The organism is Limosilactobacillus albertensis (genome assembly GCF_014145555.1).
Classification (GTDB): domain Bacteria; phylum Bacillota; class Bacilli; order Lactobacillales; family Lactobacillaceae; genus Limosilactobacillus; species Limosilactobacillus albertensis.
Genome location: NZ_JACIVD010000044.1, coordinates 57,808 through 83,742, shown reverse-complemented (window position 1 = coordinate 83,742; position 25,935 = coordinate 57,808). Strand labels below are relative to the sequence as shown.

The following is a 25,935-nucleotide window of genomic DNA, read 5'->3' as shown; positions in this document are numbered from 1 at the left end:
ATCACATACCCTAATAGGAGCATATCAACACAGCTTCATATTTGTACTCTCTTTTAGCTAATTTATTAAAATAATCTTACAATGATTGGGCAGCGGTGATCATTGCTACCTTATAAGCATCGTCTTCACTGCATCCCCGTGAAAGGTCAGCGATTGGGGCATTAAGTCCTTGAAGAATAGGACCAACTGCAGTAAATCCACCAAATCGTTGGGCAATCTTGTAACCAATATTACCTGCTTCAAGACTTGGGAAAATGAAGACATTGGCATGACCAGCAACTTTAGAATCAGGAGCCTTAAGTTCACCTACTGATGGTACAACTGCCGCATCAAATTGTAGTTCACCATCGGCTGGCAAGTCAGGATCCAAGTCATGAACTAACTTAGCAGCGTCCGCAACCTTAGTAACCATTTCGCCCTTAGCTGAACCCTTAGTTGAAAAACTAAGTAATGCCACCTTCGGATCAATTTCAAAAAGACGCGCTGTTTCAGCACTTTGAATTGCAACTTCAGCCATCGTTGGTGCATCTAATTCAATATTAATTGCACAATCAGCAAAAATATAACGCTGATCGCCTTTAATCATAAGAAATGCTCCACTAATTCGGTGAGCACCCGGCTTAGTCTTAATGATTTGTAGTGCAGGACGAACTGTTGAGCCGGTTGAGTGAACAGCACCAGAAACCATTCCGTCAGCCTTCCCCATGTAGACAAGCATTGTCCCAAAGTAACTAACATCTTCAAGCATCTTTTGAATTTCTTCAGGGGTGTTCTTTCCCTTTCGCCGTTCCATTAATGAGTCAAACATTGCTTGCTTATCGTCTTCTGGATAAGTTGCTGGATCAATGATTTGAAGGTCAGTAAGGTCAAAGTTATTTTCACTAGCAACTTTTTTAATTGCTTCTTCATCCCCAAGCAAGATTGGGTCTACTAAGTCATCCTTCTTTAAGCGAACAGCAGCGCCTAAAATCCGCTTATCCTCACCTTCAGGAAAAACAATTGTCTTGTTTTGTCCTTTAATCTTTGCAGCAATCTCATCAAATAATTCCATAATGCAAGTACCTCCTTATGGTTACTAAACATTTTAAAGTTGTGACTGATGATCACATCTTTAACGATAATTTGGTTCGGCAGGAAGCTGCCAATCAATTGGCTGTTCTCCCATCGCCTGAAGTGCTTCGTTGGTTTTAGAAAATGGCCGCGAGCCAAAGAACCCGCGATTAGCAGATAATGGACTCGGGTGGGCCGACTCAAGAACTATATTGGTATTTGTATTAATCAATTGTTTTTTGTTGCGTGCAGCACGTCCCCACAAAATAAATACAACTGGTTTAGGACGTTCAGACAAAGCGTGAATTGCCGCGTCTGTTAACTGTTCCCAGCCATGTCCACGGTGTGAATATGCTTGTCCCGCACGTACTGTTAAAACCGAATTTAGTAAAAGGACACCTTGATCAGCCCATTTTTTTAAATAGCCATGATTTACTGGCGTACAGCCCAAATCACTCTGCAATTCTTTATAAATATTCTGTAATGAAGGCGGGACCGGTACCCCAGGCAGTACTGAAAAACTGCACCCATGCGCTTGATTAGGTCCATGATAAGGATCTTGACCAAGAATAACAACCTTCACCTTACTAAAAGGCGTCCATTCAAACGCTTCAAAAATGTGATGCATTTCTGGGTAGATTGTTTGATGGGTATATTCTTCTTTTAGGAAATTATGCAGTTGAGCATAATACGTACTTTCAAACTGGGGCTTTAAGACTTCCCACCAGTCGTTATGAATTAACTGTTTCACGATTATTAGCACCTCGCCTATTATTTTAGCATAATTAAACATCATAATGGGATAAATTGGAAGCGTTTTTTATCTAGGAAGTTTCTTCACCAATTTTTCCAAGAAGCTGGTAAAATAAAAGGTAGATTATCAAAGAATGGTGGTGGCAAAGTGCGACAATTATTTATTCGCGATCGTTCGACTGATTTACATGGAACGACCGTCATTCGCGATAAGGACGGTAAATCGTGCTATCTTCTTGTCGGTAAATGGGGAATGAGGTACGATGCCCTATCATTGTATGCAATTGATGGAGCTTTATTAGCCGAGGTAAAGCAGTTAACCCTTGGATTATTACCAAAGTTTGCATTATACGTCAATCGTCAACGAGTCGGTACAATTGGTAAAGGGTTTGGTTTTGTTCAACAGGTTATTTATATCCGCGGGATTAACTGGATCATTGTTGGTTCCCCTTTAACAAGTCGCTACCGTGTCTTTTCCGGTAGTCACTTAGTCTTTTCAATTCAACCGGTTAAACTTTCAAGCGGATATTGTCATGAATTAAAAGTAAACAAAAAAGAAGATGAACCCTTAGCAATCCTAATTGCTAGCATTCTTAACCACTGGGCACGGAGAAGCGAGCAAGAACCACTATTAGCCCGGTTGATGAAACGTTCTCCTAAGCTCAGTACTAGCATGTCATTTTCTATCAGCAATCAATTAAACCTTACCTGTAAAAGTCATAAAAATAAGTAATATACAAAAGGAAGAGACCGAGAAACATCATTTCTTGACCTCTTCCTTTTATATTTAGTAATGTTTCATAACCCGTTCGATTTCACGGTTTTGTTCACGACGTTTAATTGCTTCACGCTTATCGTACTGGTGTTTACCTTTAGCTAATCCTAGTAGTACTTTTGCATAACCATGTTTAATGTACATCTTTAACGGGACAAGCGTAACTCCCTTATCCTGTAAGGCTCCTGCAAGCTTATTAATTTCTTTTTTATGCAATAATAATTTGCGATTCCTTAACGGGTCTTGATTAAAGTAAGTCCCGTTGTCATATTCACTAATGTGCACATTCATTAACCAAGCTTCACCATTACGGATCTGCGCAAATCCATCCTTCAAATTAACCCGGTGAGCACGAACCGATTTAATCTCAGTCCCTGTTAAAACTAATCCAGCCTCAACCGTATCTGTTACAAAATAGTCATGACGGGCTTTTTTGTTTTGTGCAATTAAATTGTCATTATTTTCTTGATGGGATTTTTTTGCCATAATATCCCTCCCCGCTCTTAATGGTGACGACGAACGCTTTCATGATCGCGTGAATTGTTGTGGTGACGAGTTTGGCCACGATTTATTTGCCGATTGTTTTGCCGACCATTTTCTTGGTTACTCCGCCGCCACTTTCCTTGCGTATTCCGATAGTGATTACCATTATTGTTCTCACGCTGAGACTTATTGTTAGCACGGCCTTTACGACCACGGCCACGACCATTGTATTGATCATTATGCGGAACCCGAATCTTTGTCTTTGGCGCCTCTTCAGGGTTAACAATTTCAAAGTCTACTTCACGAAGATCTTTATCTGCCCGTACTAGCTTAACCTTAATCGGCTGTCCCATTTGGAAGATCCGATGTGACTTCCGACCAATTAGGGCCATATGCTTTTCTGAATATTCATAATAGTCATCATTCATGACACTAATATGAACTAATCCTTCAACCGTATTTGGTAATTCTACAAACAAACCAAACTTCATTACTGAACTAACAACTGCATCGAACGTTTCCCCAACATGGTCTTCCATGTATTCGGCCTTCTTCATACTGTCAACATCACGTTCTGTATCAATTCCGCGACGTTCTGTAACAGACGTATGCTCGGCAATTTCTGGAAGCTTATCACGCCAATGATCCTTAGCTGGTTCATTCTTTCCGTGCTTTTCATACCATTTGATTAAACGATGCACTGTATCATCAGGATATCGACGAATTGGTGAAGTAAAGTGAGTGTAGTATTTTGCACCCAAACCAAAATGACCAAGTTCTTCATCTGAATATTTGGCTTGTTGCATACTACGCAACATCATAACTTGAACCATTTGCTCTTCTGGAGTACCGGCGACATCTTTTAATACTTGTTGAAGCATCCTTGGCTTAACATTTTTAATATCGCCGTGAACATCAATACCGAATACGCTTAAGAACTCCGCAAAAGCTTTAATTCGGTCACTATCTGGTGTTTCGTGGATCCGATAAAGAAATGGAACATGCTCTTTAAAGTAATGCTCAGCTACCGTTTCATTTGCTGCCAGCATAAATGATTCAATCATTCGCTCAGAAAGGCCCCGATCCCGTAACTGAATGTCGGTCGGATGTCCCTTTTCATCCACAATAATCTTTGCTTCAGGCGCTTCAAAGTCAATTGCTCCACGTTTCTTCCGGTTTTTTAGCAATAATTTGTGAATTTCACTCATTGTTTCAAACATTGGAACTAAGTCTTCGTATTGCTTTATCGTTTTGGCGTCATGAGACTCAAGAATTTTATTAACCGCCTTATAAGTCATCCGGGCATGAGATTTCATTACACTTTGGAAGATGCGGTGGTTAACGATTTTCCCTTGTTCGTCAATTTCCATTTCACAACTCATCGCTAGCCGTTCTTCACCAGGGTTCAAGGAACAAATCCCATTAGAAAGGCGTTTAGGAAGCATTGGCACTACCCGGTCTGTTAAGTAGACAGATGTTCCGCGCTTAAACGCTTCCTGATCAAGAGGCGTTCCTGGTTTTACATAGTGAGAAACATCAGCAATGTGAACCCCTAGATGGTAGTGACCGTTATCCATTTTCCATGCTACAACCGCATCATCTAAGTCTTTTGATTCAATTGCATCGATTGTAACAAGTGGTTGGTCTGTAATATCTTTACGACCCTTTTTTTCTTCAGGAAGAACCTTAAGCGGAATCTTATTAGCCTGTTCCATCACTTCTTTAGGAAATTCATGAGGAACATCGTGGGCATAAATTACTGACATAATATCAATGCCCGGTTCATCTTTGTCACCAATAACTTCAGTAACTGCTCCTGTTAATACTTCCGGTGCCTCATCGCTCGGATAAGTTTCAACAGTGGCCGTTACGACCTGACCATCAAGCGGCTTTAAGCCCTTATCAGTTACGTAAAAATGATACCGCGATAATTTTTTATCTTTAAGTAAGATTTCACCAATATAATTACCAACAGTTTCTTGCTTAAATTCGCCAACTACTTGTTCATATTTATGTTCAACAATTCGCGTTACTTGCCCTTCTGGACCTTGATCGCTACCTGGTTTTGCAGGCCGTAACACTTTAACCTCTACCTGGTCCCCGTTTAGCGCATAGCGGGTATGGTCAGGATTGATATACATATCTGGAAGGTCCGGATCATAGTCGACAAAACCGAATCCTTTATCATTACCATGGAATGTACCAATAAGCGGCTGTTGCTTAATAACCGCTTCAAATTCACCACGATCGGTTACTTGAACTTTTTTCTCGCGTTCCAACTGAGCAAGTGACTGAACGATCGGTGTAAATTGATTAGCATCATCCATCCCTAATTGGTGGGCAAGTTTTTCTGCAGAATAACTGATGCCTGCATTATCAGTTAAATGTGTTAATATTTTTTCTTTTAAATCATTTGTTGTCATTTAGAAGACACCTCGAATAAATTTTGTAGATATTTTCCTACATCGGTAAATAATTGTCGATGGGCGGTATTAACTGTTAGAAGATGTGTAGCAGTAGGGTAATAATGATAATCAACTGCGACCCCACTTGCTTGTAACCGTTTTTCTAATTGAAGGCCTGAAGCAGGATCAATCATTTCATCAGCACCACCTTGTGCAATGAAAAAAGGTTGGTGAATCTGGTCTAAGTGGTCACAAAGCTGGTGTGCCATACTTTGAATTTGGGTCAATTGCTTAGGGAGCCGTTCTGTTAACTTAGCCACTTTTTCTTTAGTGATTAATGGATTCAACTTCTGCTGACGATAATATTTTGCAGCAATTTTAGGAAAGTATTCTGGAACATTAGACTGCCCCCAAGTAGTAATCGGGGATGCAAAAACACCACCGCCTAATAATCGCGGGTCATTTTCAAGAGCCCTTGTTGCTAATAAGCCTCCTAACGACAAGCCAAAGATAGCAATCTGATCAATCCCCGCGTCTCGCAAGCGAAAAATCGCCATCCGCGTATCGTCCCACCAATCATCTGGCCCATTGCTTTCCAACACTTTTTTTGGATCGCCGCCATGACCACTTAAGAGCGGAGCGAAAACCGTATATCCCTGCCAATTAAGCTGACGTCCCAACATGCGAACATCATTCGTATTTCCTGTATATGCATGGAGTAAGATAACTCCGCGCCGTCCACTATGGGGAAAGAAAAAAGAGTCACCAGTATACGTTTTCACTAAATCATCCCCTACACTCTAACAGTAGTGACAAAAAAGCCTCCTGGAACCACAATAATTTCAGGAGGCACTTTAAATTTAATGTGACGAAACATAAATCATAGCTAATGCCAGAATAAAGAAGAGTGCTCCACAAATTGTTGTAACAATCTGCATAACAGCTTCAAATCCCCGCGCTTTACGACGTGAGAACAAGTCGCCAGCACCACCAGTTAAAGCTGACATCGCATCATTATCATTTTTTGCTGGCTGCATCATTACACAAGCAATTAATACAACGCAATCAATTAAGAATAAAGTCATTAATGTGTTATACAAGGAATTTTCCTCCTAATACTTTCACGCTTTTATCTTAACTATCATATCATATTTATTATTCTATTGCTATCCTTGCGCATAATGAGCTGCTCGACTTATCTCATGATACGCTTGCCGCGTCGTAGCGGAATTAGCACGTAAAATCAATGTATCACCTGCTTGTAACTCTGTTTGACCATTCGGGATAATTTTTTCTTCTCCCCTATAAATAACCATTACAATACAATCAGTCGGCCACGGATAATCTTTTACCTTACAACCAGCCAATCGCGCTCCAGCGTAAATAGTAATCGACATCGTAACGTCCTCTTTACGCCGGGCGGATTGTGGATTATTGCCAATAAAAGCATTAAACATTGCTGTATATACCGGCTCACCATGTAATGCGTCTACAACTAGGTAGGCAACCACTGCTACTAACGCTAGGGGCATTAAATGAGCAAGCGATCCGACCATTTCCGTAATTAACAAGATAGCAGTAAAAGGCGCCTTACTGATACATGCAAAATAACCCGCCATCCCATAAATAATAAAGTTAGGCAGATAACGAACCGGCATCAGCCCTAATCTAACCATTAAAGCACAATAAACCGCCCCTAGGATAGCACCAAGAGTTAAGATTGGTAAAAAAATCCCTCCTGGTAATTGCGAACCATAGCTAATCATTGAAAATACAAAGCGAAGAACAAAGAGACCAACAAATAACGCTAGAGAAAACGGCGAAGAACGCAAAACAATAATTAGCTCATTCCCGCCCCCAAGTGTGATTGGAAAATACCAGGCAATCGGGATTACTAGTAAAAACGGAATAACGGGATAAGCAATTGGGGATAACTTAGGAATCCTTGCTGTCCAACCATTTAAGTGCAAAATAATAACCTGATAAAACCGGCCTAAAACACCTAATAAAATTCCCAACGCAATTAAATGCCAATAAAGGTTATTAGGCAGCATATGATCGTACGGAACGTTTAATACCGGCCGTAATCCAAAAAATTGCATTGACACCATATTAGAACATAGTGAACTGACAAACGTCGCTAACCAAATTACCGGTGAAAAATTATGATACACTTCTTCCAAAATAAAGATAGTAGCAGCAATTGGTGCATTAAAGGCAGCAGCCAACCCGGCGGCCGCGCCACTCGCAATTCCGATTTGTCGGTTAAGCTGCCCTAATTTTGCTATTTCTTCAACCCCTTGGCCGATTGTCGCACCAAGTTGGATTGATGGTCCTTCTCGTCCTAAATATAACCCCGAACCAATTGCAAATATTCCACCAAGAAACTTCCGCCATAGTACCGGCCACCACTTTTCATCAAACTGGTTAGTCAATTGCCCCTCAACCTGCGGAATTCCTGATCCTTTTATATCTGGATAAGTCTGGGCCAGCCACCCTAATAATAACGCTAAAATAATTGATCCAATCGTCCACGGTACTAACCACAATGGATGGGAGTGAAAGTATCCAAAGCATGTTGTTACTAGTTGTAAAAAGCACTGAATGATAAGGCGAAATAAACTTACTACCAGCCCGGTTAATATTCCGATAATAATCGCGCGAACTATTTGATTAAGCTGATTATATCGGTGAAATGCCTCTTTTCTGCTTTCCATTATCTATTCTCCAATTTATTAAAAGTCTACATGCCATTTTACTACATGAGTTTACCAAGGCGAAATTAATTTTAAAATAAAAATAGGAGTTAACCAGAACCAGTTTATCTAGCTCTGCTAACTCCTGCAAAAAGATTACGATGCTTTTTCTTTACTAAGGCCATGACGAATAATGTATATAACGACTGCCAGAATTAATACTGCTGCACCAACAATGACCGAAATTCGCGTATCAGGATTAATAAACATGAAGATGACGATCACAATCAGCATAATGAATGCGAAGTAATTTGAGAATGGGTACAGCGGCAGCTTAAAGGGATGGTCAGTCATTAAATCTTTATTGTTACGACGGAATCGCAATTCTGCTAATAAAATTACAAACCATGGAATCATTCCGGGTAGAACCGATGAACTAAAGACAACTACAAACATATCGGCTGTCGAGTGGCTATAAATTGTGGAAATCATATCAATAATGAAGCCAATTAAAATACCACCAGAGATACCAAGAATAGCTGCATCGGGAACAATTCGTTTTGAGAGGCGTCCAAAAATCTTAGGCGCATCCCCCTCATGTGATAACTTAAATAGCATTCGGCTTGAACTGTAAATACCAGAATTAGCGCCTGATAATGCTGCCGTTAAAACAACAAAGTTAATAATTGACGCTGCTGCCGTAATTCCAACTTTGGCAAATGTAGAAACAAACGGCGAACCGACACTACTTAATTCATTCCAAGGATAAATCGTTACAATTACAAAAATTGCTCCAACATAGAAGATTAAAATTCGGAATAGGACGGACTTAACTGATTTAACAATTGCTTTTTGCGGATTTGCTACTTCACCAGCGGAAATTCCCAGCAATTCAATTCCCTCATAAGAACCAACAATAATTGACATTGAGAAGAAGAAACCGCTCCAACCACCAGTGAAGAATCCACCATGGGACCACAGATTGTTAAAACCAGTTGGGTGACCACCATTACCAAATCCAAAGAAGATAATCATAAACCCAAGGAGGATCATGAAAATAATAGTAATAACTTTAATCATCGCAAACCAAAATTCAAGTGACCCGTATGCCTTCGCACTCGCTAAGTTGGCTAAGACTAGGAAAATTATGATTACAATTCCAGCCACCCACGTATGCATATGCGGCCACCAATATTTAAGATATTCAGTAGCAGCAACCACTTCAGACATCCCAACAACGATATATTCAAATACGTTAGCCCATTTAGCAAGGTATCCGGCTACTGGATGAACATATTCTGTTGCATAATCTGCGAAAGAACCGGTGCCGGGATTAATATAGATCATCTCTCCCAAGGCCCTCATTACAATATATAAAATTAAACCAACAAATGCATATGCAAGAATTACCGATGGACCCGTCCACTTAATGGTTGACGTCGATCCCATAAACAGACCGACCCCAATTGCTCCACCAAGAGAGATCATTTCCATCTGACCAGCAGTCATCGAACGGTTAAGCTCCGGTGCTGATTTTTTCATTTGTATCATTGTCCTTTCATTGAATTTAACTCTTAAAAATTATATTATATTTCACAAAAAATTCCAATATTTCTTTCTCATTATTTTTTAATAGAATCAATATAACCATTTTCAAGCCTAGTTAAATAGATTTTCAATAAAGGAGCTTACTTAGATAAAATATAAACTGTACAGTACACAAATAGGGTTCCAATGCTCGGTAAAAATCGAACCTTGGAACCCTACTTATATTTTTATTAGGCCGATGAAGCGTAAGGATAAAACTATAAACAGCTTATGTCACGCTCATCTTCCGTTTTTATTAATCCCGCAAATTAACGGTTTTCGATGTCTTGGCGAGCTTGTTGGCTCAAGTTGTAGAATGAGTGAATACCCTTGTATTGAGCAACATCACCAAGTTGATCTTCAATCCGCATTAATTGGTTGTACTTAGCAAGACGGTCAGTCCGGCTCATTGAACCAGTCTTGATTTGTCCGGCGTTTGTAGCAACAACTAAGTCGGCAATAGTGGTATCTTCAGTTTCACCAGAACGGTGTGAAACGATAGCAGTGTAACCAGCTTCCTTAGCCATTTCGATAGCTTCAACAGTCTCAGTTAAAGTACCAATTTGGTTAAGCTTGATTAAGATTGAGTTAGCAGCACCCATTTGGATACCCTTCTTCAAGTAATCAGTATTAGTTACAAAGAAGTCATCACCAACAAGTTGAACTTTCTTACCTAACTTATTAGTAATAGTTACCCAGTCATCCCAGTTATTTTCATCAATTGGGTCTTCAACAGATACTACTGGGTACTTTTCAATAATACCGGATAAGTAATTAATCCATTCTTCAGTAGTGTATTCTTCACCAGTTGACCAACGAAGCTTGTACTTCTTGTCTTCATCATTCCATAATTCTGAAGCAGCAACGTCAAAGGCAATTGCAATGTCTTTACCTGGCTTGTAACCAGCGTCTTCAATAGCCTTGATTAAGTATTCGAATGGTTCTTCGTTGTTAGCAAAGTCAGGAGCAAATCCACCTTCGTCACCAACAGAGGTTACCTTACCAGCAGCTTCCAATTCTTTCTTCAAAGCGTGGAAAGTTTCTGAGCCCCAACGAATAGCTTCACGAACAGTTGGTGCACCAACTGGCATGATCATAAATTCTTGGAAATCAACCTTGTTATCTGAGTGAGCACCACCGTTAATAACGTTCATCATTGGTGTTGGCAATACGTGAGCGTTAAAACCACCAAGGTAGTTGTAAAGAGGTACTTGTAATTCGTCAGCAGCAGCCCGAGCAGCAGCTAATGAAACAGCTAAAATAGCGTTAGCACCTAACTTACCCTTGTTTGGAGTACCGTCTAACTTAATCATTGCCTTATCGATAGCGATTTGGTCAGTAACTTCCATCCCTACGATTTCTTTAGCAATAATGTTGTTTACGTTTGAAACAGCCTTTAAAACACCCTTACCGCCAAAACGGTTCTTGTCGCCGTCACGTAATTCAACAGCTTCGTGTTCACCAGTTGAAGCACCAGAAGGAACAATACCGCGGCCTACACCGCCAGCTTCTGTGTAAACTTCTGCTTCAACTGTTGGGTTACCACGTGAATCAAGGACTTCACGTGCATAAATATCTGTAATGAGTGACATTTGATGAATCTCTCCTCTGTCATTTATTTGGAAAGCAATTCCACTTAACATTGTATTATTTTACACAATTAAAAACAAGCATTTAACAGGTTAATGGTGAACTAATTGTAAAAATGTTGCGGGATTTAAACTAGCAGCACCAACCAACACTCCGTCAATGTCTTGCTTTTCCATCAACGCATTAATATTAGCAGTTGTAACACTCCCGCCATAAAGAATACGAACATCGTTAGCAACATTATCACCGTACATGTCGCTGATTGTTTGGCGAATCAAGTAACATCCCTCTGCCGCTTGATCAGGATCGGCACTTTCGCCAGTTCCAATTGCCCAGCTTGGTTCGTAAGCAATAGTAACATGACAGATTTCGTCATCAGTAAGGCCATGCACATCAGCTAGAATCCTGCTTACTACCCAATGAACCTTTTTCCCTGTAACACGACGGCCCATTGTATCATCGCAACAAACAATTGGACACAATCCGTTTTTCAAGGCAGCTTTAACTTTTTTATTAATCATGTCGTCACTTTCATTAAAGTATGTTCGCCGCTCAGAATGTCCTAAGATTACATGATGAATTCCTGCTTGGTATAAGGCATATGGGCTTGTTTCACCGGTATATGCACCATCATCCTTATAGTAACAGTTTTCAGCCATTATTTTTAAGGGCGACTTGCCAGCCTCTTTTACCATTGGCACTAAACAAAGCGTTGGTCCCGCAATCGCCGTTTCAAGCTGATTTGCTGGTGGCAGCTCATCTTTTACTTGTTTCACAAAAGAAACTGCCTCTTGAACATCCTTATTCATTTTCCAGTTTCCTGCAATAATTGGTACTCTCATTTCGTGCACCCCCAATAAAGGATAAAGGGCTGAGAAAAACACGAATTTTTCTCAGCCCCCTAATCATGAAATAGTAACGAATTACTTATCAGAAATTGCAGCAATTCCAGGCAATTCTTTACCTTCAAGGTATGTTAATGATGCTCCACCACCAGTTGAGATATGAGTAAGCTTATCAGCAACACCCAATTCCTTAACAGCAGCAGTTGAGTCACCACCACCGACAATTGTCGTAGCATCTGTTAAAGTACCAAGGAACTTACCAATTTCAAGCGTACCCTTAGCAAAGTTAGGCATTTCAAATACACCCATTGGTCCATTCCAAACAACAGTCTTAGCATCTTTTAATACGTTCTCAAATTCCTTTACAGACTTAGGACCGATATCAAGAGCCATCCAGCCATCGTCAATGTCGCCTTCAACTACCTTAGTGTCAGCGTCGTTGTTAAACTTATCAGCCACTACGTTATCAATTGGCAATACTAACTTGTCGCCAGCCTTGTCTAGGATTTGCTTAGCAACATCAATCTTATCTTTTTCAACAAGAGAGTTACCAACTTTGATTCCCTTAGCAGCGTAGAATGTATAAGCCATTCCACCACCAATGATAATCTTATCTGCCTTATCAAGAAGGTTGTCAATAACACCAATCTTGTCAGAAACTTTAGCACCACCAAGGATAGCAACAAATGGTCGTTCAGGGTTATCCACAGCGTCACCTAAGAATTTAATTTCCTTTTCCATTAAGTAACCGGCAGCGGCCTTACCAGGCATGTTTGTAGCAATTCCAACATTTGATGCATGTTTACGGTGTGCAGTACCAAAAGCATCATTTACGAATACATCGCCGAGTGATGCCCAGTACTTGCCTAATTCTGGATCATTACCAGATTCACGCTTTACATATTCGCCATCCTTAACATCTTCGTAACGAGTGTTTTGAACAAGCAAAACATCACCGTTCTTCATGTTATCAATGGCATCTTCTAATTGCTTGCCTTCAGTAACCGGAACAAATGTTACTGGCTTGTTAAGCAAGTTTGAAAGGCGCTCAGCAACTGGACGAAGAGAAAGGCCTGGCTTATCTTCTTCTTTCTTAATCCGGCCAAGGTGTGAGAATAAGATTGCCCGGCCACCATTATCAATTACATACTTAATAGTTGGTAAAGCGGCAACGATTCGGTTGTCATCACCAACTACGCCGTCTTTAATTGGTACATTAAAGTCGACACGCATTAATACTTTCTTGCCTTCTAAAGGAAGGTCTTCAACAGTTAATTTAGCCATGTATATTTTCCTCCTCTTTTATCAAAAAAGGTGAGCGGAGTTTTCCTCCTCCCACCTTAATCAATTAGTTTAATTTTACTTCAAATTAAAGAGTAGCAAAGTGAAGTAAAGTACGGATCATGTTGCTAGTGAAACCGTATTCGTTGTCGTACCAAGCAACAGTCTTAACTAATTGTGAGCCATCTTCACCTTCCATAATTTCAGTTTGGGAAGGATCGAATACTGAACCGAATGTTGAACCGATAATATCAGTTGAAACAATTTCGTCTTCAGTGTAACCGTAAGCATCGTTACCTTCAGTAGCCTTCTTCATTGCATCGTTAATTTGGTCAACAGTAACCTTCTTGTCCAAGATTGAAACAAGTTCAGTTAATGAACCATCAACAACACCAACACGTTGTGCGTGACCTGAAAGCTTACCGTTTAATTCAGGGATAACTAAACCAATAGCCTTAGCAGCACCACTTGAGTGAGGAATAGTGTTAACACTTGCAGTACGGTTGTTACGCATCTTCTTACCACGAGGGCCGTCAAGGATAGCTTGAGTTGAAGTAAATGCGTGAACAGTAGTCATAGTACCAACCTTAACACCAAATTCGTCATTTAAGACCTTAGCCATTGGTGCAAGACAGTTAGTAGTACATGAACCAGCTGAAACGATAACATCATCCTTAGTCAAGGTGTCAAGGTTAACACCAGGAACAACAGTTGGGATGTTACCAGCAGGTGCTGAAATCAATACACGCTTTGCACCAGCGTCAATGTGTGCTTGTGACTTTTCAGCAGAAGTGTAGAAACCAGTACATTCAAGGACAAAGTCAACGCCATCGTTCTTTACCCAAGGAATGTTACGAGCATCACGTTCAGCATATACAGGGTATTCCTTACCATCAACAACAATACCAGTATCAGTAGCTGAAACTTCACCAGGGAACTTACCATGAGTTGAGTCATACTTAAGTAAGTATGCCAACATGGAAGGAGTAGTCAAATCGTTGATTGCAACAACTTCAATATCATTTGTGTTGAGTTCGTGAATCCGACGAAATGCTAAACGACCAATACGGCCAAAACCGTTAATACCAATTTTTACAGTCATACTGCAAATTCCTCCTTTAGGAAAAACATAAATTAGTGTACTTGCTTAGTTTATCACATTACATCAGCATCGCAACTGTCAACCATTGTAAGTGACGCAGTGGTAAGGTCTAAGCAATATACAACTCCTACGATACTTATGATACCATCTTCAAAAAAATTGTCTATTCAATCACAACATTTTTCTGATGTAAGCGTTATTTTGATTAAATTTTTCAAATAATCCTTGCAATCCATTATAATTTAAGATAGTATAATATTTGTTGACGCGCCCTTAGTGTAATGGATCGCACGTGAGATTCCGGTTCTCGAGATCCGAGTTCGACTCTCGGGGGGCGCATTCTGTGAGGCTGCTATAGCCTCTTTTTTATTTTTAAATTTTATATATAAAAATAATCCCTATATCTAGGAAAAAGCCTAAATATAGGGATTTATGTTTAATTAAACTTATTAAGTATTACTTTAATTTTGAATTATTTTCCATTACGCCATCAAGCAAACCGTAATCTACCGCTTCCTGTGCCGTTAAGTAATGGTCACGTTCAGTATCAGCCTGAATCTTTTCAATTGGCTGACCAGAATTCTTAGCTAAAATGCCATTAAGCATCTTTCTAGTCTTCAAAATTTCAGTAGCAGCAATTTCAATTTCAGTTTGCTGACCTTGTGCTCCACCAGATGGCTGGTGAATCAGAACTTGTGAGTGCGGTAACCCAAAACGCTTCCCCTTAGCACCAGATGATACTAACACACTGGCCATAGAAGCAGCCATTCCGATGACGATAGTTTGAACATCAGCCTTAATAAAGTTCATGGTGTCGTAAATTGCCATTCCTGAGGTAACAACTCCACCAGGTGAATTAATGTATAAATAAATGTCTTTAGTTGAATCTTGCGCATCAAGGAATAGAAGCTGCGCAACAATTGAATTTGCCATTTCGTCTTCAATTGGACCGGAAAGCATAATAATGCGGTCCTTCAGAAGCCGTGAGTAAATGTCATAAGCACGTTCACCACGTGATGATTGCTCAATGACAGTAGGAACTAAATTCATAATATGGCCTCCTTAAGTTAATTAGCACTCGTTAGTCTTGTATGCTAACGGATAATAATACTATACTCGATTGGTCAAAAAAGGTCAAATGTTTTAACCTTTATTTAATATTTTTGTAAAAATAAAGACCATGCATTAAGCTGCATGATCTTTTTTATGAATTACTTTTCTTCAGCTGGCTTTTCCTTAGCCCACTTACGAATAGCTTCAATCTTCTTTTCTTTTAATGCTCGCTTGTACTTTGAAGCGATTGGGCGACGGCCTTGTACGCCGTATGGGTGTGCTTTACGCATGTGTATTTGCCTCCTTTTATATTAAACGTAAATTAATTAACGTTCCAATTATACCGGGCATCGTTTTAAAAAGCAAGTCTCTCTAAATTTCAAAAAATAAGTCTTCTCAAGAAAAAATTAAGAAATATTTTATTGGAATTGTTAAACGATTATCTTTACTATTGCCTTAGCTTTTCAGCCAATTGACCTATACCAATTTTAATCAACGCCTACCAAACGTTACAATTAAAAGATTTACATTTTAGACCAATTAGGGTATGATACAGAGTATAGACATGAGAAATAAAGTAATGGTGTAAGACCGAGGAGGATATAACTATGTCAGTAAATACCTTAAACATTTTTAACGTTACCACAAATTGGAATGAATTAGATCAAGAATGTGCCGCTACAGAATTAGCATTGATTAGTGAAAGCATTAATAAAAAATAGGTTTTCTTTTTTATAAAAAGGCCTTTAGCATACCCTGTCATTCAAGGATGAAGATATGCTAAAGGCTTTTATTATTTTACTTGTGAAGCACGCAATTCATCAGCGTATGCATTTAATTTGCGTAGACGATGGTTAACCCCTGACTTTGAAATTGGCCCCCCTGGTACTAATTCGCCTAGTTCTTTTAAGCTTACTTCTTGATGGGCAAGCCGCGTTTCAGCTATTTCTCTTAATTTATCAGGCAAACTGCTAAGTCCGACACGTGAATCAATAAATTCAATATTTTCAATCTGCCGGGTAGAAGCATTGGCAATTTTGTTTAGGTTAGCATTTTCACAGTTCACCAATCGATTAACAGAGTTTCGCATATCGCGTACAATTCGTACATTTTCAAATTGTAGCATGGAATTTGTTGCCCCGATTAGTGACATAAAATTTGCAATTTTTTCTGCTTCTTTTAGATAAACAATGAATCCGCTTCGTCGTGCCGTTGTCTGCGCATTTAAGCCAAATTTGTTTATCATTTGGGCAATCATTTCGTTGTGTTCTTCATATAAAGAATAGATTTCCAAATGGTAACGTGAAGTTTCAGGATTATTAACCGATCCTCCCGCAAGAAAGGCCCCCCGCAAATAAGACCGCACCATCCATTCATCTTTAAGCAGCTCGACTGGTACCTGTTCTTTAATCTGGAAGTTTTGTAGAATTCCTAAATCATCTAAAACATGCTGGGCATGGTAACGCAAACGGACAATATACTGATTATTTTTCTTTAATTTCATCTTTCGCCGTACTACAATTTCACTTTCTACCCCGTAAAACTGTTTTAGCAGTGAATAGATTCGACGTGCAATAGCAGGATTTTCAGTCTGCACGTTAAGTATCAATTGCCGATCAGCAATCCCAATTGATCCATTCATCCGAATAAGCGCCATTAGCTCAGCTTTTGCATTGTCACGATGAACTTTTATTCCTGTTAATTCTTTTTTTACCTCGCTCGCGTATGACACTTAGCATCTGCCTCCTTATTAATCGTGGACCTGATGAAGCCGGTTCATTAATTCTGCCACTACCTTATCTCGATCATGAAATGCCCCGTTATCTTTAAGGCGTAAGAAATTAGAACTAATTACCCGGCAGCCTTGCGCACGTAATCCGCGAAAATCATGCTTAACCGGTTGAGAAATTTCGTTCCATTCTTGGAAGTCAAGATAATTAGCAGGAACTGGTTGAATATTAACTAAGACCGTATCAATAAAGTTTTTCCCAAGATGTTGATTTAGGACACGGACATGATCAGCATCAGTAAAATTATCAGTTTCGCCTTTCTGCGTCATAATATTACAAATATATATTACTTCAGCTTTGCTCTCACATACCGCTTGTCCTACCTCAGAAATCATAAGGTTGGGAAGAATACTTGTAAATAAACTACCAGGACCGATAACAATTTGATCAGCATTTTTAATTGCGGTCAAAACCTCAGAAACAGGTCGTGCAGGATGACCATCATTATCGGCAGAAGGGGTTACCCATACTCGTTTAATCTGTTTATGAGCTGCCGTTATCTCTGATTCACCGCTTAATTTTGTTCCATCTGTAAATTCAGCATTTAATGTTAACGGTTCATTAGCGACTGGATAAATGTGACCATTAATTTTCATCATTTCAGATAGTTCTTGAACTGCTGTAAAAATACCGCCTTTCATTTCAGATAAAGCTGAAATAATCAAATTACCGATTGCATGGCCGGCAAAGAATTGATCACTACTCTTAAAGCGGTATTGGAAAATATCAAGTTCAAGATCCGGCAATTCCGATAGTGCAACTAAAACATTGCGAATATCACCAGGTGGCACAACATTAATATAATTACGTAATATTCCTGATGAACCGCCATCGTCAGCAACGGTCACAACCGCTGTAACATCAGCATCTTGATCTCGTAATCCGCGCAAAACAACTGGGAGTCCAGTTCCACCACCGATTACTACAATCTTTGGTTTATGCAACATAATCAAAACTCCTCTTTACTTCGCCTTTTCAACGTCCCGATGGTAAGTATTAACCTTATACCCATCAGTTTTTAAATCAGCAGATATTTTATTAGCAATTGTCACTGACCGATGTTGACCACCGGTACACCCAATTGCAATTGTTAAACTACTCTTGCCTTCACGAATATACCCTGGCAGAGATATTTCTAAGAGTGAACGCAAGTGTTGATAAAATTCTTTAGCAAGCGGACTCTGCATTACATATTCTTGAACCACCTTATCATTCCCGGTTAGGTGCTTTAATTCCGGGATATAAAATGGGTTAGGCAAAAAGCGAACATCCATTACAATATCAGCATCAAGCGGTAACCCGTACTTAAAGCCAAATGACATTATCTCAACATAAAAATCACTGCCTTCACCATGACCAAAAAGCTTATTTAGCCGTAATTTCAGGTTACGAGGCGTTATATTCGTTGTGTCAATTACAATATCAGCTTGACTCTTGAGGTCAGCAGATAGCTTTCGTTCTAATTCAACCCCATCTAAAATTCGACCATGCGGTGACAATGGATGTGACCGACGAGTTTCTTTATAACGGGAAATTAACGTAACGTCATTTGCATCAAGGAATAATAACTTAACATCTAAATCAGAACGTTGCTTTAGCTTTTCAAAATTTGGTAGAACTTCATCGTAAAAGCCCCGCGAACGCATATCCATCACCATAGCGATTTTATTGAATTCATCGGACTCTTCAATTACATCTACAAACCGTTCTGCTAATCCCGGAAGCATATTATCAATTACAAAGTATCCTAAATCTTCTAAGCTATGAACGGCAACAGTTTTACCTGCCCCGCTCATCCCCGTAATTATTACTACTTTTAGTTTTTCATCTGCCATTAATAGTTTCCTTTCTTCCTTACAGCTACTCACCCATTTTATCACATCAAGCCGGGCGTGTCTTACCCAAGCAAGAAAAAGCTAACTACAAAAGAAAAAGGCCCCTAGCGTTCAATTTTACTGAACTCTAGAGGCCTATCTGTACTTGCGGAGAACATTTTGTTAGGCTCCTCCTCAAACGCTAATGCATCCGCCGTTGATCCATCCGCTTAACAATATATAAAATTGGCAATCCGACAATAACAATCCCTATAAAAAGAATTACACCAGCCGGATCATTCATAACTTCACTTACGAGGACAAAAATCCCACCAGCAATCGCAATAATCGGAACGAGGGGGTAAAGCGGCGTGCTAAACGGCCGTGGTCCCTTATTTTTTCTTCTTAAAATGAAGATACCAAAAAATGCTAGTAAATAGAAACAATATACAGTAAACACACATAAATCTGATAAATGATCAGGATCAAAGAAGCACATCATGATTGTTGCTAATACGATAATAAACATTGTTGCAACAACCGGTGACTTCCCTTTAGGTGTAATATACGAGAGATACCGTGAAAACGGTAAGTCGCGTCGACGAGCCATGGCATAGACAATCCGCGGGAACGTAATCATTTTTCCATTTAATGTCCCCATCATCGAAATAATAATCCCAGCTGATAGCAACTTACCGCCAATTGCCCCAAAAGCTTTAACGGCTAGATAAGCTGTTGCATTTTCACCTAATCGATGAATTGTATTAACAGGAAGAAATTTAAGGATTCCAATAGTAATTAAGGTATAGATAATTAGTACCGCCGTAATTCCTAAAATAATAGCGCGAGGAAGCAACTTTTGCGGATTTTTCATTTCACCACCAAGGTTAGCAATTAAAATCCAGCCATCATAACCAAATAATGTTGCTAAAACCGCTACCCCAAAGCCACCAGTTGATTGATGAATTTCTGTAACAGTCTGTCCAAACGCGTCTTGCTGACCCCAGAAAAGGCCAAAAATAATGATAGCAGCAATCGGAATCATTTTTCCTGCTGTTGTAATGATAGAAAAAATTGCACCGACTTTATTTTCAAATAAATTCATTATTCCAATTGCAACAACTGTAATTACTGCCAATGGTATTCGCCATTGTGCTCCCAGGCCAAAAAAGTTAGCCATTAAAATACTCATAAAACCGGCAACTGAAGCAATAATCGCAGGACCGTATACAATTACCTGCATCCACCCGGCAAGGAAACCGAGAATCCGGCCATAAATGTTTTCAATATATACATAAAGCCCACCGGTATATGGCATCTGCGCTCCGATTTCGGCAACAGTTAGTCCACCAGTCAAGGTAATAATTCCCCCGAAAACCCAAGCAGCGATTGCAAGAGTCGATGTTCCAGCACTATCAAGAACAGAGCCTTGCTTAAAGAATATTCCCGACCCAATAATGGTCCCCACTACAATTGAAATGGCAGACCAAAATCCAAGCGCCCTTTTTAATTCATCCGCTGGTTGTTGATTCATCATCATTCCTCCATTCTTAATATTAGGCAAAATAAAAAACCCGGAACTTCATCTATTAATACACTTCGGACATGCCAAATGATTAATAGAGAACCCGAGTTTGTTTAACACCTATTGATTGGGTACACCAAAATCACTCAGCCTTAATAGAGTTAGAGGCTGAGGAGGAAGAAAGTTGTTGATTTTGTTTATTAAATCGTAACATTATATTTCCCTCATTTCGTGTACTTTGATTTTTATTAGAATACCATTAGAACTTTTTGATTGCAACTACTTTTTTATTTTTTCTTCTTAGTTGCTCGCTCTTCTGCCCATTTTTGATCACGGTCCAGCATCTCTTTTAGGTACTTACCAGTATAGCTGCCCTTTACTTCAGCTACCTGTTCAGGAGTTCCGGTCGCCACAATATTGCCACCATTAGCTCCTCCCTCTGGGCCAAGATCAATTAACCAGTCTGCTGACTTTACAACATCCAAATCGTGTTCAATCACCAAAACAGTATTTCCAGCATCAACTAACCGCTGGAGGACAGCTAATAGGCGTTTAATATCATCCATGTGTAATCCTGTTGTCGGCTCATCTAAGATATAGAAGCTCTTACCATGAGACTGACGATGAAGTTCAGCGGCTAGTTTCATCCGCTGCGCTTCACCACCCGAAAGCGTTGTTGCTGGTTGTCCAAGATGAACATAACCAAGACCGACATCTTCAATGGTTTGCAACTTGCGCTTGATTTTAGGAATTGCATTAAAAAATTCAAGCGCCTCAGAGACAGTCATATTAAGGACTTCCGCAATATTCTTACCTTTGTATTCAACTTCAAGGGTTTCTGAATTATACCGCGTACCATGACAAACTTCACACGGTACATATACGTCTGGTAAGAAGTTCATCTCAATCTTAAGGATTCCATCACCATGACATGCCTCACAGCGACCGCCTTTTACATTAAAACTGAACCTTCCCTTTGTATAACCACGCATTTTGGCCTGGTTAGTTTGCGCAAATAATTCGCGAATATCATCAAATACACCAGTATAAGTAGCCGGATTACTTCGTGGAGTCCGCCCGATTGGGGATTGGTCAATATTAATAACCTTTTCAATATTTTCAACCCCGCTGATTGACTTATACTTACCGGGTTTAGCAGAATTATTGTTTAACTTTTGGGCTAATACCCGTTTTAAAATTATGTTTACTAACGTTGATTTTCCAGAGCCAGAAACTCCTGTCACACAAATAAATTCGCCAAGCGGGAAATCAACCGTAATATTCTTTAGATTATTTATAGCTGCTCCCTTTATAGTAATTTTTTTACCATTACCAGTTCGGCGTTCTTGCGGTACCGGAATAAATTTTTTACCAGACAGATATTGACCAGTCAAGGACTTCCGTGAACGCATAATTTGCTTAGGAGTTCCGGCTGCCATTACCTGCCCGCCATTTTCGCCGGCTCCTGGTCCAATATCAATAATATAGTCAGCCGCCCGCATTGTATCTTCATCATGTTCAACCACAATCAGTGTGTTACCAAGATCCCGCATCGATTTTAGAGATGCAATAAGCCGGTCATTGTCACGCTGATGAAGACCGATTGATGGCTCATCTAAAACATACATTACGCCAGATAAATTTGAACCGATTTGAGTGGCTAACCGAATTCGCTGAGCCTCCCCACCAGAAAGAGTTCTTGCAGAGCGGCTAAGTGTCAGGTATTCAACTCCCACATTCTTCATGAAGGTAAGACGGTCGATAATTTCTTTCAGAATTGGCTGGGCAATCTTAGCGTTTTGGTCGGAAAGTTTAACATTCTTAAAGAATTCAAGCGATTCACTAATCGGCAAATCAGAAACTTCTCCAATATTTTGACCATCGATCTTAACTGCTAGTGCCCGCTGATTTAACCGATAACCGTGGCAAAGCGGACAAGGCAGTTCTGTCATGTATTTCCTCATCTGTTCTCTTGTAAAGTCAGAATTAGTTTCCCGGTAACGACGGCTAATGTTGTTAATAACCCCTTCAAACGGAACGTCAACATCCCTAATCCCGCCAAAGTCATTTTCATAATGGAAGTGGAATGTGGTGTCACCGTTACCATATAGGACTTGCTGCTGTTGTTTTTTAGGCAGCTTATTGAATGGGGTATCCATATCAATGCCAACCGATTTACAGAATTGTTCAAGCAATTGCGGGTAATATTGAGAAGAGATTGGGTTCCACGGCACAATTGCCCCTTCTTTTAAGGTCTTTGTTGGATCAGGCACTACCAAATCAATATCTACTTCTAACTTTAACCCTAACCCTTCACATTCCGGGCAAGCGCCAGTTGGGGCATTGAACGAAAATAACCGGGGTTCCAATTCGCCAACCGTAAAACCACAAATTGGACACGCGTATTGTTCAGAAAATGGGATCGGGTCTCCGCCAATTACATCAGCAATCGCATATCCATTGCTTAATCGCAATGCTGCTTCAAACGAATCAAATAACCGCGAACGAACACCTTCCTTGATAATAATCCGATCAATTACCACATTAACTGTGTGTTTTTTATTTTTATCTAGTTCTGGGACTGAATCAAGGTCGTAGGTTTCGCCATCAACTTGGACTCGAACAAATCCTTCTCGTTTAATCGTTTCAAAAACTTTCTTCTGTGTTCCTTTTTTATCCCGCACAACAGGTGAAAGAATCTGTAAACGAGTTCGTTCAGGCAACTCAAGCACCCTATCCACCATCTGTTCCGGTGACTGACTAGTAATAGGGATATTATCATTAGGACAAATCGGCGTTCCTACTCGTGCCCACAATAACCGTAAAAAGTCATTAATTTCGGTTACTGTTCCAACAGTTGAGCGCGGGTTATGCGACGTTGTTTTTTGGTCAATCGAGATAGCAGGAGATAGCCCATCAATCGAATCAACATCCGGTTTGTCCATCTGTCCCAAAAACTGGCGGGCATATGCGGACAAACTCTCAACATATCGCCGCTGTCCTTCAGCATATAAAGTATCAAAAGCTAAGGAACTTTTACCTGATCCAGACAGCCCGGTAACAACTACTAATTTATTTTTGGGAATCGTTATATCAATATTTTTTAGGTTATGTGCCCGTGCGCCATGAATTACAATCTTATCATTTGCCACGAATTAATCCCTCCTTATTTCTTTAATTTTGTTTTTAACTCCATAATCGTATCCCGCAGTGTTGCCGCTTGCTCAAAGTCAAGCCGTTTAGCCGCAGACCGCATTTGTTCGGTTAATTCATCCAGCATCTTGCTTTGCGCTTCTTTATCCAGCATTGCAAAGTCCTTATCGGTAAATTCAGCGCTATTATCTGTTTCCGTTTCATCAGTTACTTTCTTAGTAACCGTAATTGCTTCTTGAATTGGCTTAATAATTGTACGCGGTGTAATGTGATGCTCTTCATTATATTTCATCTGAATCGTCCGCCGCCGCTTAGTTTCATCAATCGCTTTTTGCATCGAATCAGTGATAGTATCGGCATACATAATTACGGCCCCATTTTCGTTACGAGCCGCCCGCCCTATCGTCTGAATAAGTGAGCGTTCATTTCGTAAGAACCCTTCCTTATCCGCGTCAAGAATTGCAACTAACGATACTTCAGGTACATCTAGTCCTTCCCGCAAAAGATTAATTCCAACAAGCACGTCAAATTTTCCAAGACGGAGGTCACGAATTATTTGGGTCCGCTCAAGGGTCTTAATATCACTATGAAGGTATTTAACTTTTAAGCCCATATCCTTCAAATAATCCGTCAAATCTTCTGACATCTTCTTGGTTAATGTTGTGACAAAGACCCGTTCATTCTTTTCAATCCGTTTATTAATTTCACCAACCAAGTCATCAATTTGTCCCATAACCGGGCGTACTTCTACAGTTGGATCAAGCAAGCCTGTCGGTCGAATAATCTGTTGAGCAACATGATCAGTCTGTTCCATTTCATATGGACCGGGAGTTGCCGACATATATACAACTTGATTAACATGCTTTTCAAATTCCGGTAATTTTAAAGGCCGATTATCAAGGGCACTCGGTAGACGGAACCCATAATCAATTAACATTTGTTTTCGCGCACGGTCCCCATTATACATTCCGCGCACTTGGGGCATTGTTTGGTGAGACTCGTCAACCACTAGCAAAAAATCTTTGGGGAAGAAATCCAGCAAGGTATAAGGCGGTTCTCCCGGCTTACGGCCGTCCATATACCGGGAATAATTCTCAATCCCATTGGTGTAGCCCATCTCGCGCATCATTTCAATGTCATAAGTTGTCCGTTGTTGAATCCGCTCAGCTTCCAGTAGTTTCCCTTTATCCGTAAACTTTTTAACCTGTTTTTTCATGTCGGCTTCAATTTGCGGCAATGCTCTATCCATTACCTCTTCATTGGTCATAAAGTGTGTTGCCGGGAAGATCGAAACATGGTCACGATCGCCAATCACTTCTCCGGTAAGGGCATCTACTTCACGAATCCGGTCAATTTCATCACCAAAAAATTCGATCCTCAGTGCCCGCTCATCACGTGACGCTGGGAAAATCTCCACAACATCGCCGCGAACACGGAACCTTCCCCGCTGGAAGTCAATATCATTACGGTCAAACTGAATATTAACAAGGTCTGTTAAAAGTCGGTCACGTTCAATCTCCTGACCAACCCGCAATGAAAGAACACTGTTTTGATATTCTCGCGGATCACCCAAACCAAAGATGCTTGAAACCGAAGCAACAACAATCACATCATTACGTTCCAGTAAAGATGTAGTGGCAGAGTGTCGCAGCTTATCAATCTCATCATTAATCGAAGCATCCTTTTCAATATATGTATCACTCGAAGGAACATATGCTTCTGGCTGATAGTAGTCGTAGTACGAAACAAAATATTCAACCGCGTTATGGGGGAAGAACTTCTTCATTTCTCCATAAAGCTGTCCCGCTAGCGTCTTGTTATGTGAAAGAATCAACGTGGGCTTATTAACATTAGCAATAACATTTGAAATCGTAAACGTTTTTCCTGTTCCAGTCGCTCCTAACAAGATTTGAGCTTTTTCGCCATCCTCTATTCCTTTTGTCAGTTGGCTAATCGCTTGGGGCTGATCACCAGTTGGCTGATAGTCTGATACTAATTCAAATTTTTTATCTGGTTGCCGGTAAATCACAAAA

21 protein-coding genes and 1 tRNA gene are annotated in these 25,935 nt (G+C 40.0%); 2 read left to right on the top strand and 20 right to left on the bottom strand.

Features of this window, described 5'->3' with window-relative positions:
* Nucleotides 1–76 precede the first annotated feature (76 nt).
* Complete coding sequence (gene pta, locus H5S41_RS01135) at nt 77–1,051, bottom strand: phosphate acetyltransferase (RefSeq protein WP_182599230.1); 975 nt, start codon at nt 1,049–1,051, stop codon at nt 77–79.
* 60 nt (nt 1,052–1,111) lie between these two features.
* The gene (locus H5S41_RS01130) at nt 1,112–1,801 is read right to left on the bottom strand and encodes a uracil-DNA glycosylase (protein ID WP_163705072.1); all 690 of its coding nucleotides are present in this window, start codon (nt 1,799–1,801) and stop codon (nt 1,112–1,114) included.
* Between the two features lie 150 nt (nt 1,802–1,951).
* Here H5S41_RS01130 and H5S41_RS01125 point away from each other — a divergent pair, with 150 nt between their 5' ends.
* Complete coding sequence (locus H5S41_RS01125; RefSeq protein WP_182601732.1) at nt 1,952–2,536, top strand: LURP-one-related/scramblase family protein; 585 nt, start codon at nt 1,952–1,954, stop codon at nt 2,534–2,536.
* Between the two features lie 54 nt (nt 2,537–2,590).
* Here H5S41_RS01125 and smpB read toward each other — a convergent pair whose 3' ends face one another.
* From smpB to gap, 10 genes are all read right to left on the bottom strand, one after another.
* On the bottom strand, nt 2,591–3,064 hold the full coding sequence (gene smpB / locus H5S41_RS01120) for an SsrA-binding protein SmpB (protein WP_182601730.1): 474 nt from the start codon (nt 3,062–3,064) through the stop codon (nt 2,591–2,593).
* Between the two features lie 17 nt (nt 3,065–3,081).
* Entirely contained in the window at nt 3,082–5,484 is a 2,403-nt protein-coding gene (gene rnr / locus H5S41_RS01115) for a ribonuclease R (RefSeq protein WP_182601722.1), read from the bottom strand.
* On the bottom strand, nt 5,481–6,248 hold the full coding sequence (locus tag H5S41_RS01110) for an alpha/beta hydrolase (protein ID WP_182601719.1): 768 nt from the start codon (nt 6,246–6,248) through the stop codon (nt 5,481–5,483). The genes rnr and H5S41_RS01110 overlap by 4 nt, the downstream gene beginning before the upstream one ends.
* 78 nt (nt 6,249–6,326) lie before the next feature.
* Entirely contained in the window at nt 6,327–6,566 is a 240-nt protein-coding gene (gene secG, locus H5S41_RS01105) for a preprotein translocase subunit SecG (RefSeq protein ID WP_003667480.1), read from the bottom strand.
* 66 nt (nt 6,567–6,632) lie between these two features.
* Entirely contained in the window at nt 6,633–8,183 is a 1,551-nt protein-coding gene (locus H5S41_RS01100) for a ClC family H(+)/Cl(-) exchange transporter (RefSeq protein WP_182601717.1), read from the bottom strand.
* Between the two features lie 135 nt (nt 8,184–8,318).
* Entirely contained in the window at nt 8,319–9,704 is a 1,386-nt protein-coding gene (locus tag H5S41_RS01095; RefSeq protein ID WP_153710086.1) for an amino acid permease, read from the bottom strand.
* Nucleotides 9,705–10,018: 314 nt separating this feature from the next.
* On the bottom strand, nt 10,019–11,341 hold the full coding sequence (gene eno, locus H5S41_RS01090; protein WP_153710085.1) for a phosphopyruvate hydratase: 1,323 nt from the start codon (nt 11,339–11,341) through the stop codon (nt 10,019–10,021).
* A gap of 90 nt (nt 11,342–11,431) precedes the next feature.
* Nucleotides 11,432–12,181: a triose-phosphate isomerase gene (gene tpiA, locus H5S41_RS01085; protein WP_153710084.1), complete on the bottom strand. Its 750-nt coding sequence runs from the start codon at nt 12,179–12,181 to the stop codon at nt 11,432–11,434.
* An 81-nt stretch (nt 12,182–12,262) separates the two neighbouring features.
* Nucleotides 12,263–13,468: a phosphoglycerate kinase gene (locus H5S41_RS01080; protein WP_182599223.1), complete on the bottom strand. Its 1,206-nt coding sequence runs from the start codon at nt 13,466–13,468 to the stop codon at nt 12,263–12,265.
* Between the two features lie 85 nt (nt 13,469–13,553).
* A complete protein-coding gene (gap, locus tag H5S41_RS01075) occupies nt 13,554–14,567 on the bottom strand; it encodes a type I glyceraldehyde-3-phosphate dehydrogenase (RefSeq protein ID WP_182599222.1) in 1,014 nt (337 codons plus the stop codon).
* A 267-nt stretch (nt 14,568–14,834) separates the two neighbouring features.
* On the opposite strand from gap, the gene H5S41_RS01070 reads away from it, so the two are divergent.
* Nucleotides 14,835–14,906: transfer RNA gene (locus H5S41_RS01070), tRNA-Arg, on the top strand.
* Nucleotides 14,907–15,023: 117 nt separating this feature from the next.
* Here H5S41_RS01070 and clpP read toward each other — a convergent pair.
* The 8 genes from clpP to uvrB all read right to left on the bottom strand — a co-directional run bounded on the left by clpP (nt 15,024) and on the right by uvrB (nt 25,931).
* Nucleotides 15,024–15,617, bottom strand: coding sequence for an ATP-dependent Clp endopeptidase proteolytic subunit ClpP (gene clpP, locus H5S41_RS01065; RefSeq protein ID WP_003666435.1), 594 nt, complete (start codon nt 15,615–15,617; stop codon nt 15,024–15,026).
* 161 nt (nt 15,618–15,778) lie between these two features.
* A complete protein-coding gene (locus H5S41_RS11860) occupies nt 15,779–15,910 on the bottom strand; it encodes a hypothetical protein (RefSeq protein WP_003666430.1) in 132 nt (43 codons plus the stop codon).
* A 503-nt stretch (nt 15,911–16,413) separates the two neighbouring features.
* On the bottom strand, nt 16,414–17,352 hold the full coding sequence (whiA, locus tag H5S41_RS01060) for a DNA-binding protein WhiA (protein WP_182599221.1): 939 nt from the start codon (nt 17,350–17,352) through the stop codon (nt 16,414–16,416).
* Between the two features lie 18 nt (nt 17,353–17,370).
* Entirely contained in the window at nt 17,371–18,357 is a 987-nt protein-coding gene (mgfK, locus tag H5S41_RS01055; RefSeq protein WP_153710081.1) for a gluconeogenesis morphogenetic factor MgfK, read from the bottom strand.
* Between the two features lie 15 nt (nt 18,358–18,372).
* Nucleotides 18,373–19,245: an RNase adapter RapZ gene (rapZ, locus tag H5S41_RS01050; protein WP_182601715.1), complete on the bottom strand. Its 873-nt coding sequence runs from the start codon at nt 19,243–19,245 to the stop codon at nt 18,373–18,375.
* A gap of 181 nt (nt 19,246–19,426) precedes the next feature.
* Entirely contained in the window at nt 19,427–20,758 is a 1,332-nt protein-coding gene (locus tag H5S41_RS01045) for an APC family permease (RefSeq protein ID WP_182599219.1), read from the bottom strand.
* Nucleotides 20,759–21,036: 278 nt separating this feature from the next.
* Nucleotides 21,037–23,901 carry an excinuclease ABC subunit UvrA gene (gene uvrA / locus H5S41_RS01040; RefSeq protein WP_182601713.1) on the bottom strand — a complete coding sequence of 955 codons (2,865 nt, stop codon included), beginning with the start codon at nt 23,899–23,901 and terminating at the stop codon, nt 21,037–21,039.
* 14 nt (nt 23,902–23,915) lie between these two features.
* Nucleotides 23,916–25,931: an excinuclease ABC subunit UvrB gene (uvrB, locus tag H5S41_RS01035; protein ID WP_182601711.1), complete on the bottom strand. Its 2,016-nt coding sequence runs from the start codon at nt 25,929–25,931 to the stop codon at nt 23,916–23,918.
* Between the last annotated feature and the right edge of the window lie 4 nt (nt 25,932–25,935).

What these genes read in the sequence shown, in the direction of transcription:
- H5S41_RS01080 (WP_182599223.1), bottom strand. Translation starts at nt 13,468, where the DNA reads ATGGCTAAATTAACTGTTGAAGACCTTCCTTTAGAAGGCAAGAAAGTA.
- smpB (WP_182601730.1), bottom strand. Translation starts at nt 3,064, where the DNA reads ATGGCAAAAAAATCCCATCAAGAAAATAATGACAATTTAATTGCACAA.
- eno (WP_153710085.1), bottom strand. Translation starts at nt 11,341, where the DNA reads ATGTCACTCATTACAGATATTTATGCACGTGAAGTCCTTGATTCACGT.
- H5S41_RS01100 (WP_182601717.1), bottom strand. Translation starts at nt 8,183, where the DNA reads ATGGAAAGCAGAAAAGAGGCATTTCACCGATATAATCAGCTTAATCAA.
- clpP (WP_003666435.1), bottom strand. Translation starts at nt 15,617, where the DNA reads ATGAATTTAGTTCCTACTGTCATTGAGCAATCATCACGTGGTGAACGT.
- rnr (WP_182601722.1), bottom strand. Translation starts at nt 5,484, where the DNA reads ATGACAACAAATGATTTAAAAGAAAAAATATTAACACATTTAACTGAT.
- rapZ (WP_182601715.1), bottom strand. Translation starts at nt 19,245, where the DNA reads ATGGCAGATGAAAAACTAAAAGTAGTAATAATTACGGGGATGAGCGGG.
- H5S41_RS11860 (WP_003666430.1), bottom strand. Translation starts at nt 15,910, where the DNA reads ATGCGTAAAGCACACCCATACGGCGTACAAGGCCGTCGCCCAATCGCT.
- pta (WP_182599230.1), bottom strand. Translation starts at nt 1,051, where the DNA reads ATGGAATTATTTGATGAGATTGCTGCAAAGATTAAAGGACAAAACAAG.
- tpiA (WP_153710084.1), bottom strand. Translation starts at nt 12,181, where the DNA reads ATGAGAGTACCAATTATTGCAGGAAACTGGAAAATGAATAAGGATGTT.
- H5S41_RS01045 (WP_182599219.1), bottom strand. Translation starts at nt 20,758, where the DNA reads ATGAATCAACAACCAGCGGATGAATTAAAAAGGGCGCTTGGATTTTGG.
- mgfK (WP_153710081.1), bottom strand. Translation starts at nt 18,357, where the DNA reads ATGTTGCATAAACCAAAGATTGTAGTAATCGGTGGTGGAACTGGACTC.
- H5S41_RS01095 (WP_153710086.1), bottom strand. Translation starts at nt 9,704, where the DNA reads ATGAAAAAATCAGCACCGGAGCTTAACCGTTCGATGACTGCTGGTCAG.
- gap (WP_182599222.1), bottom strand. Translation starts at nt 14,567, where the DNA reads ATGACTGTAAAAATTGGTATTAACGGTTTTGGCCGTATTGGTCGTTTA.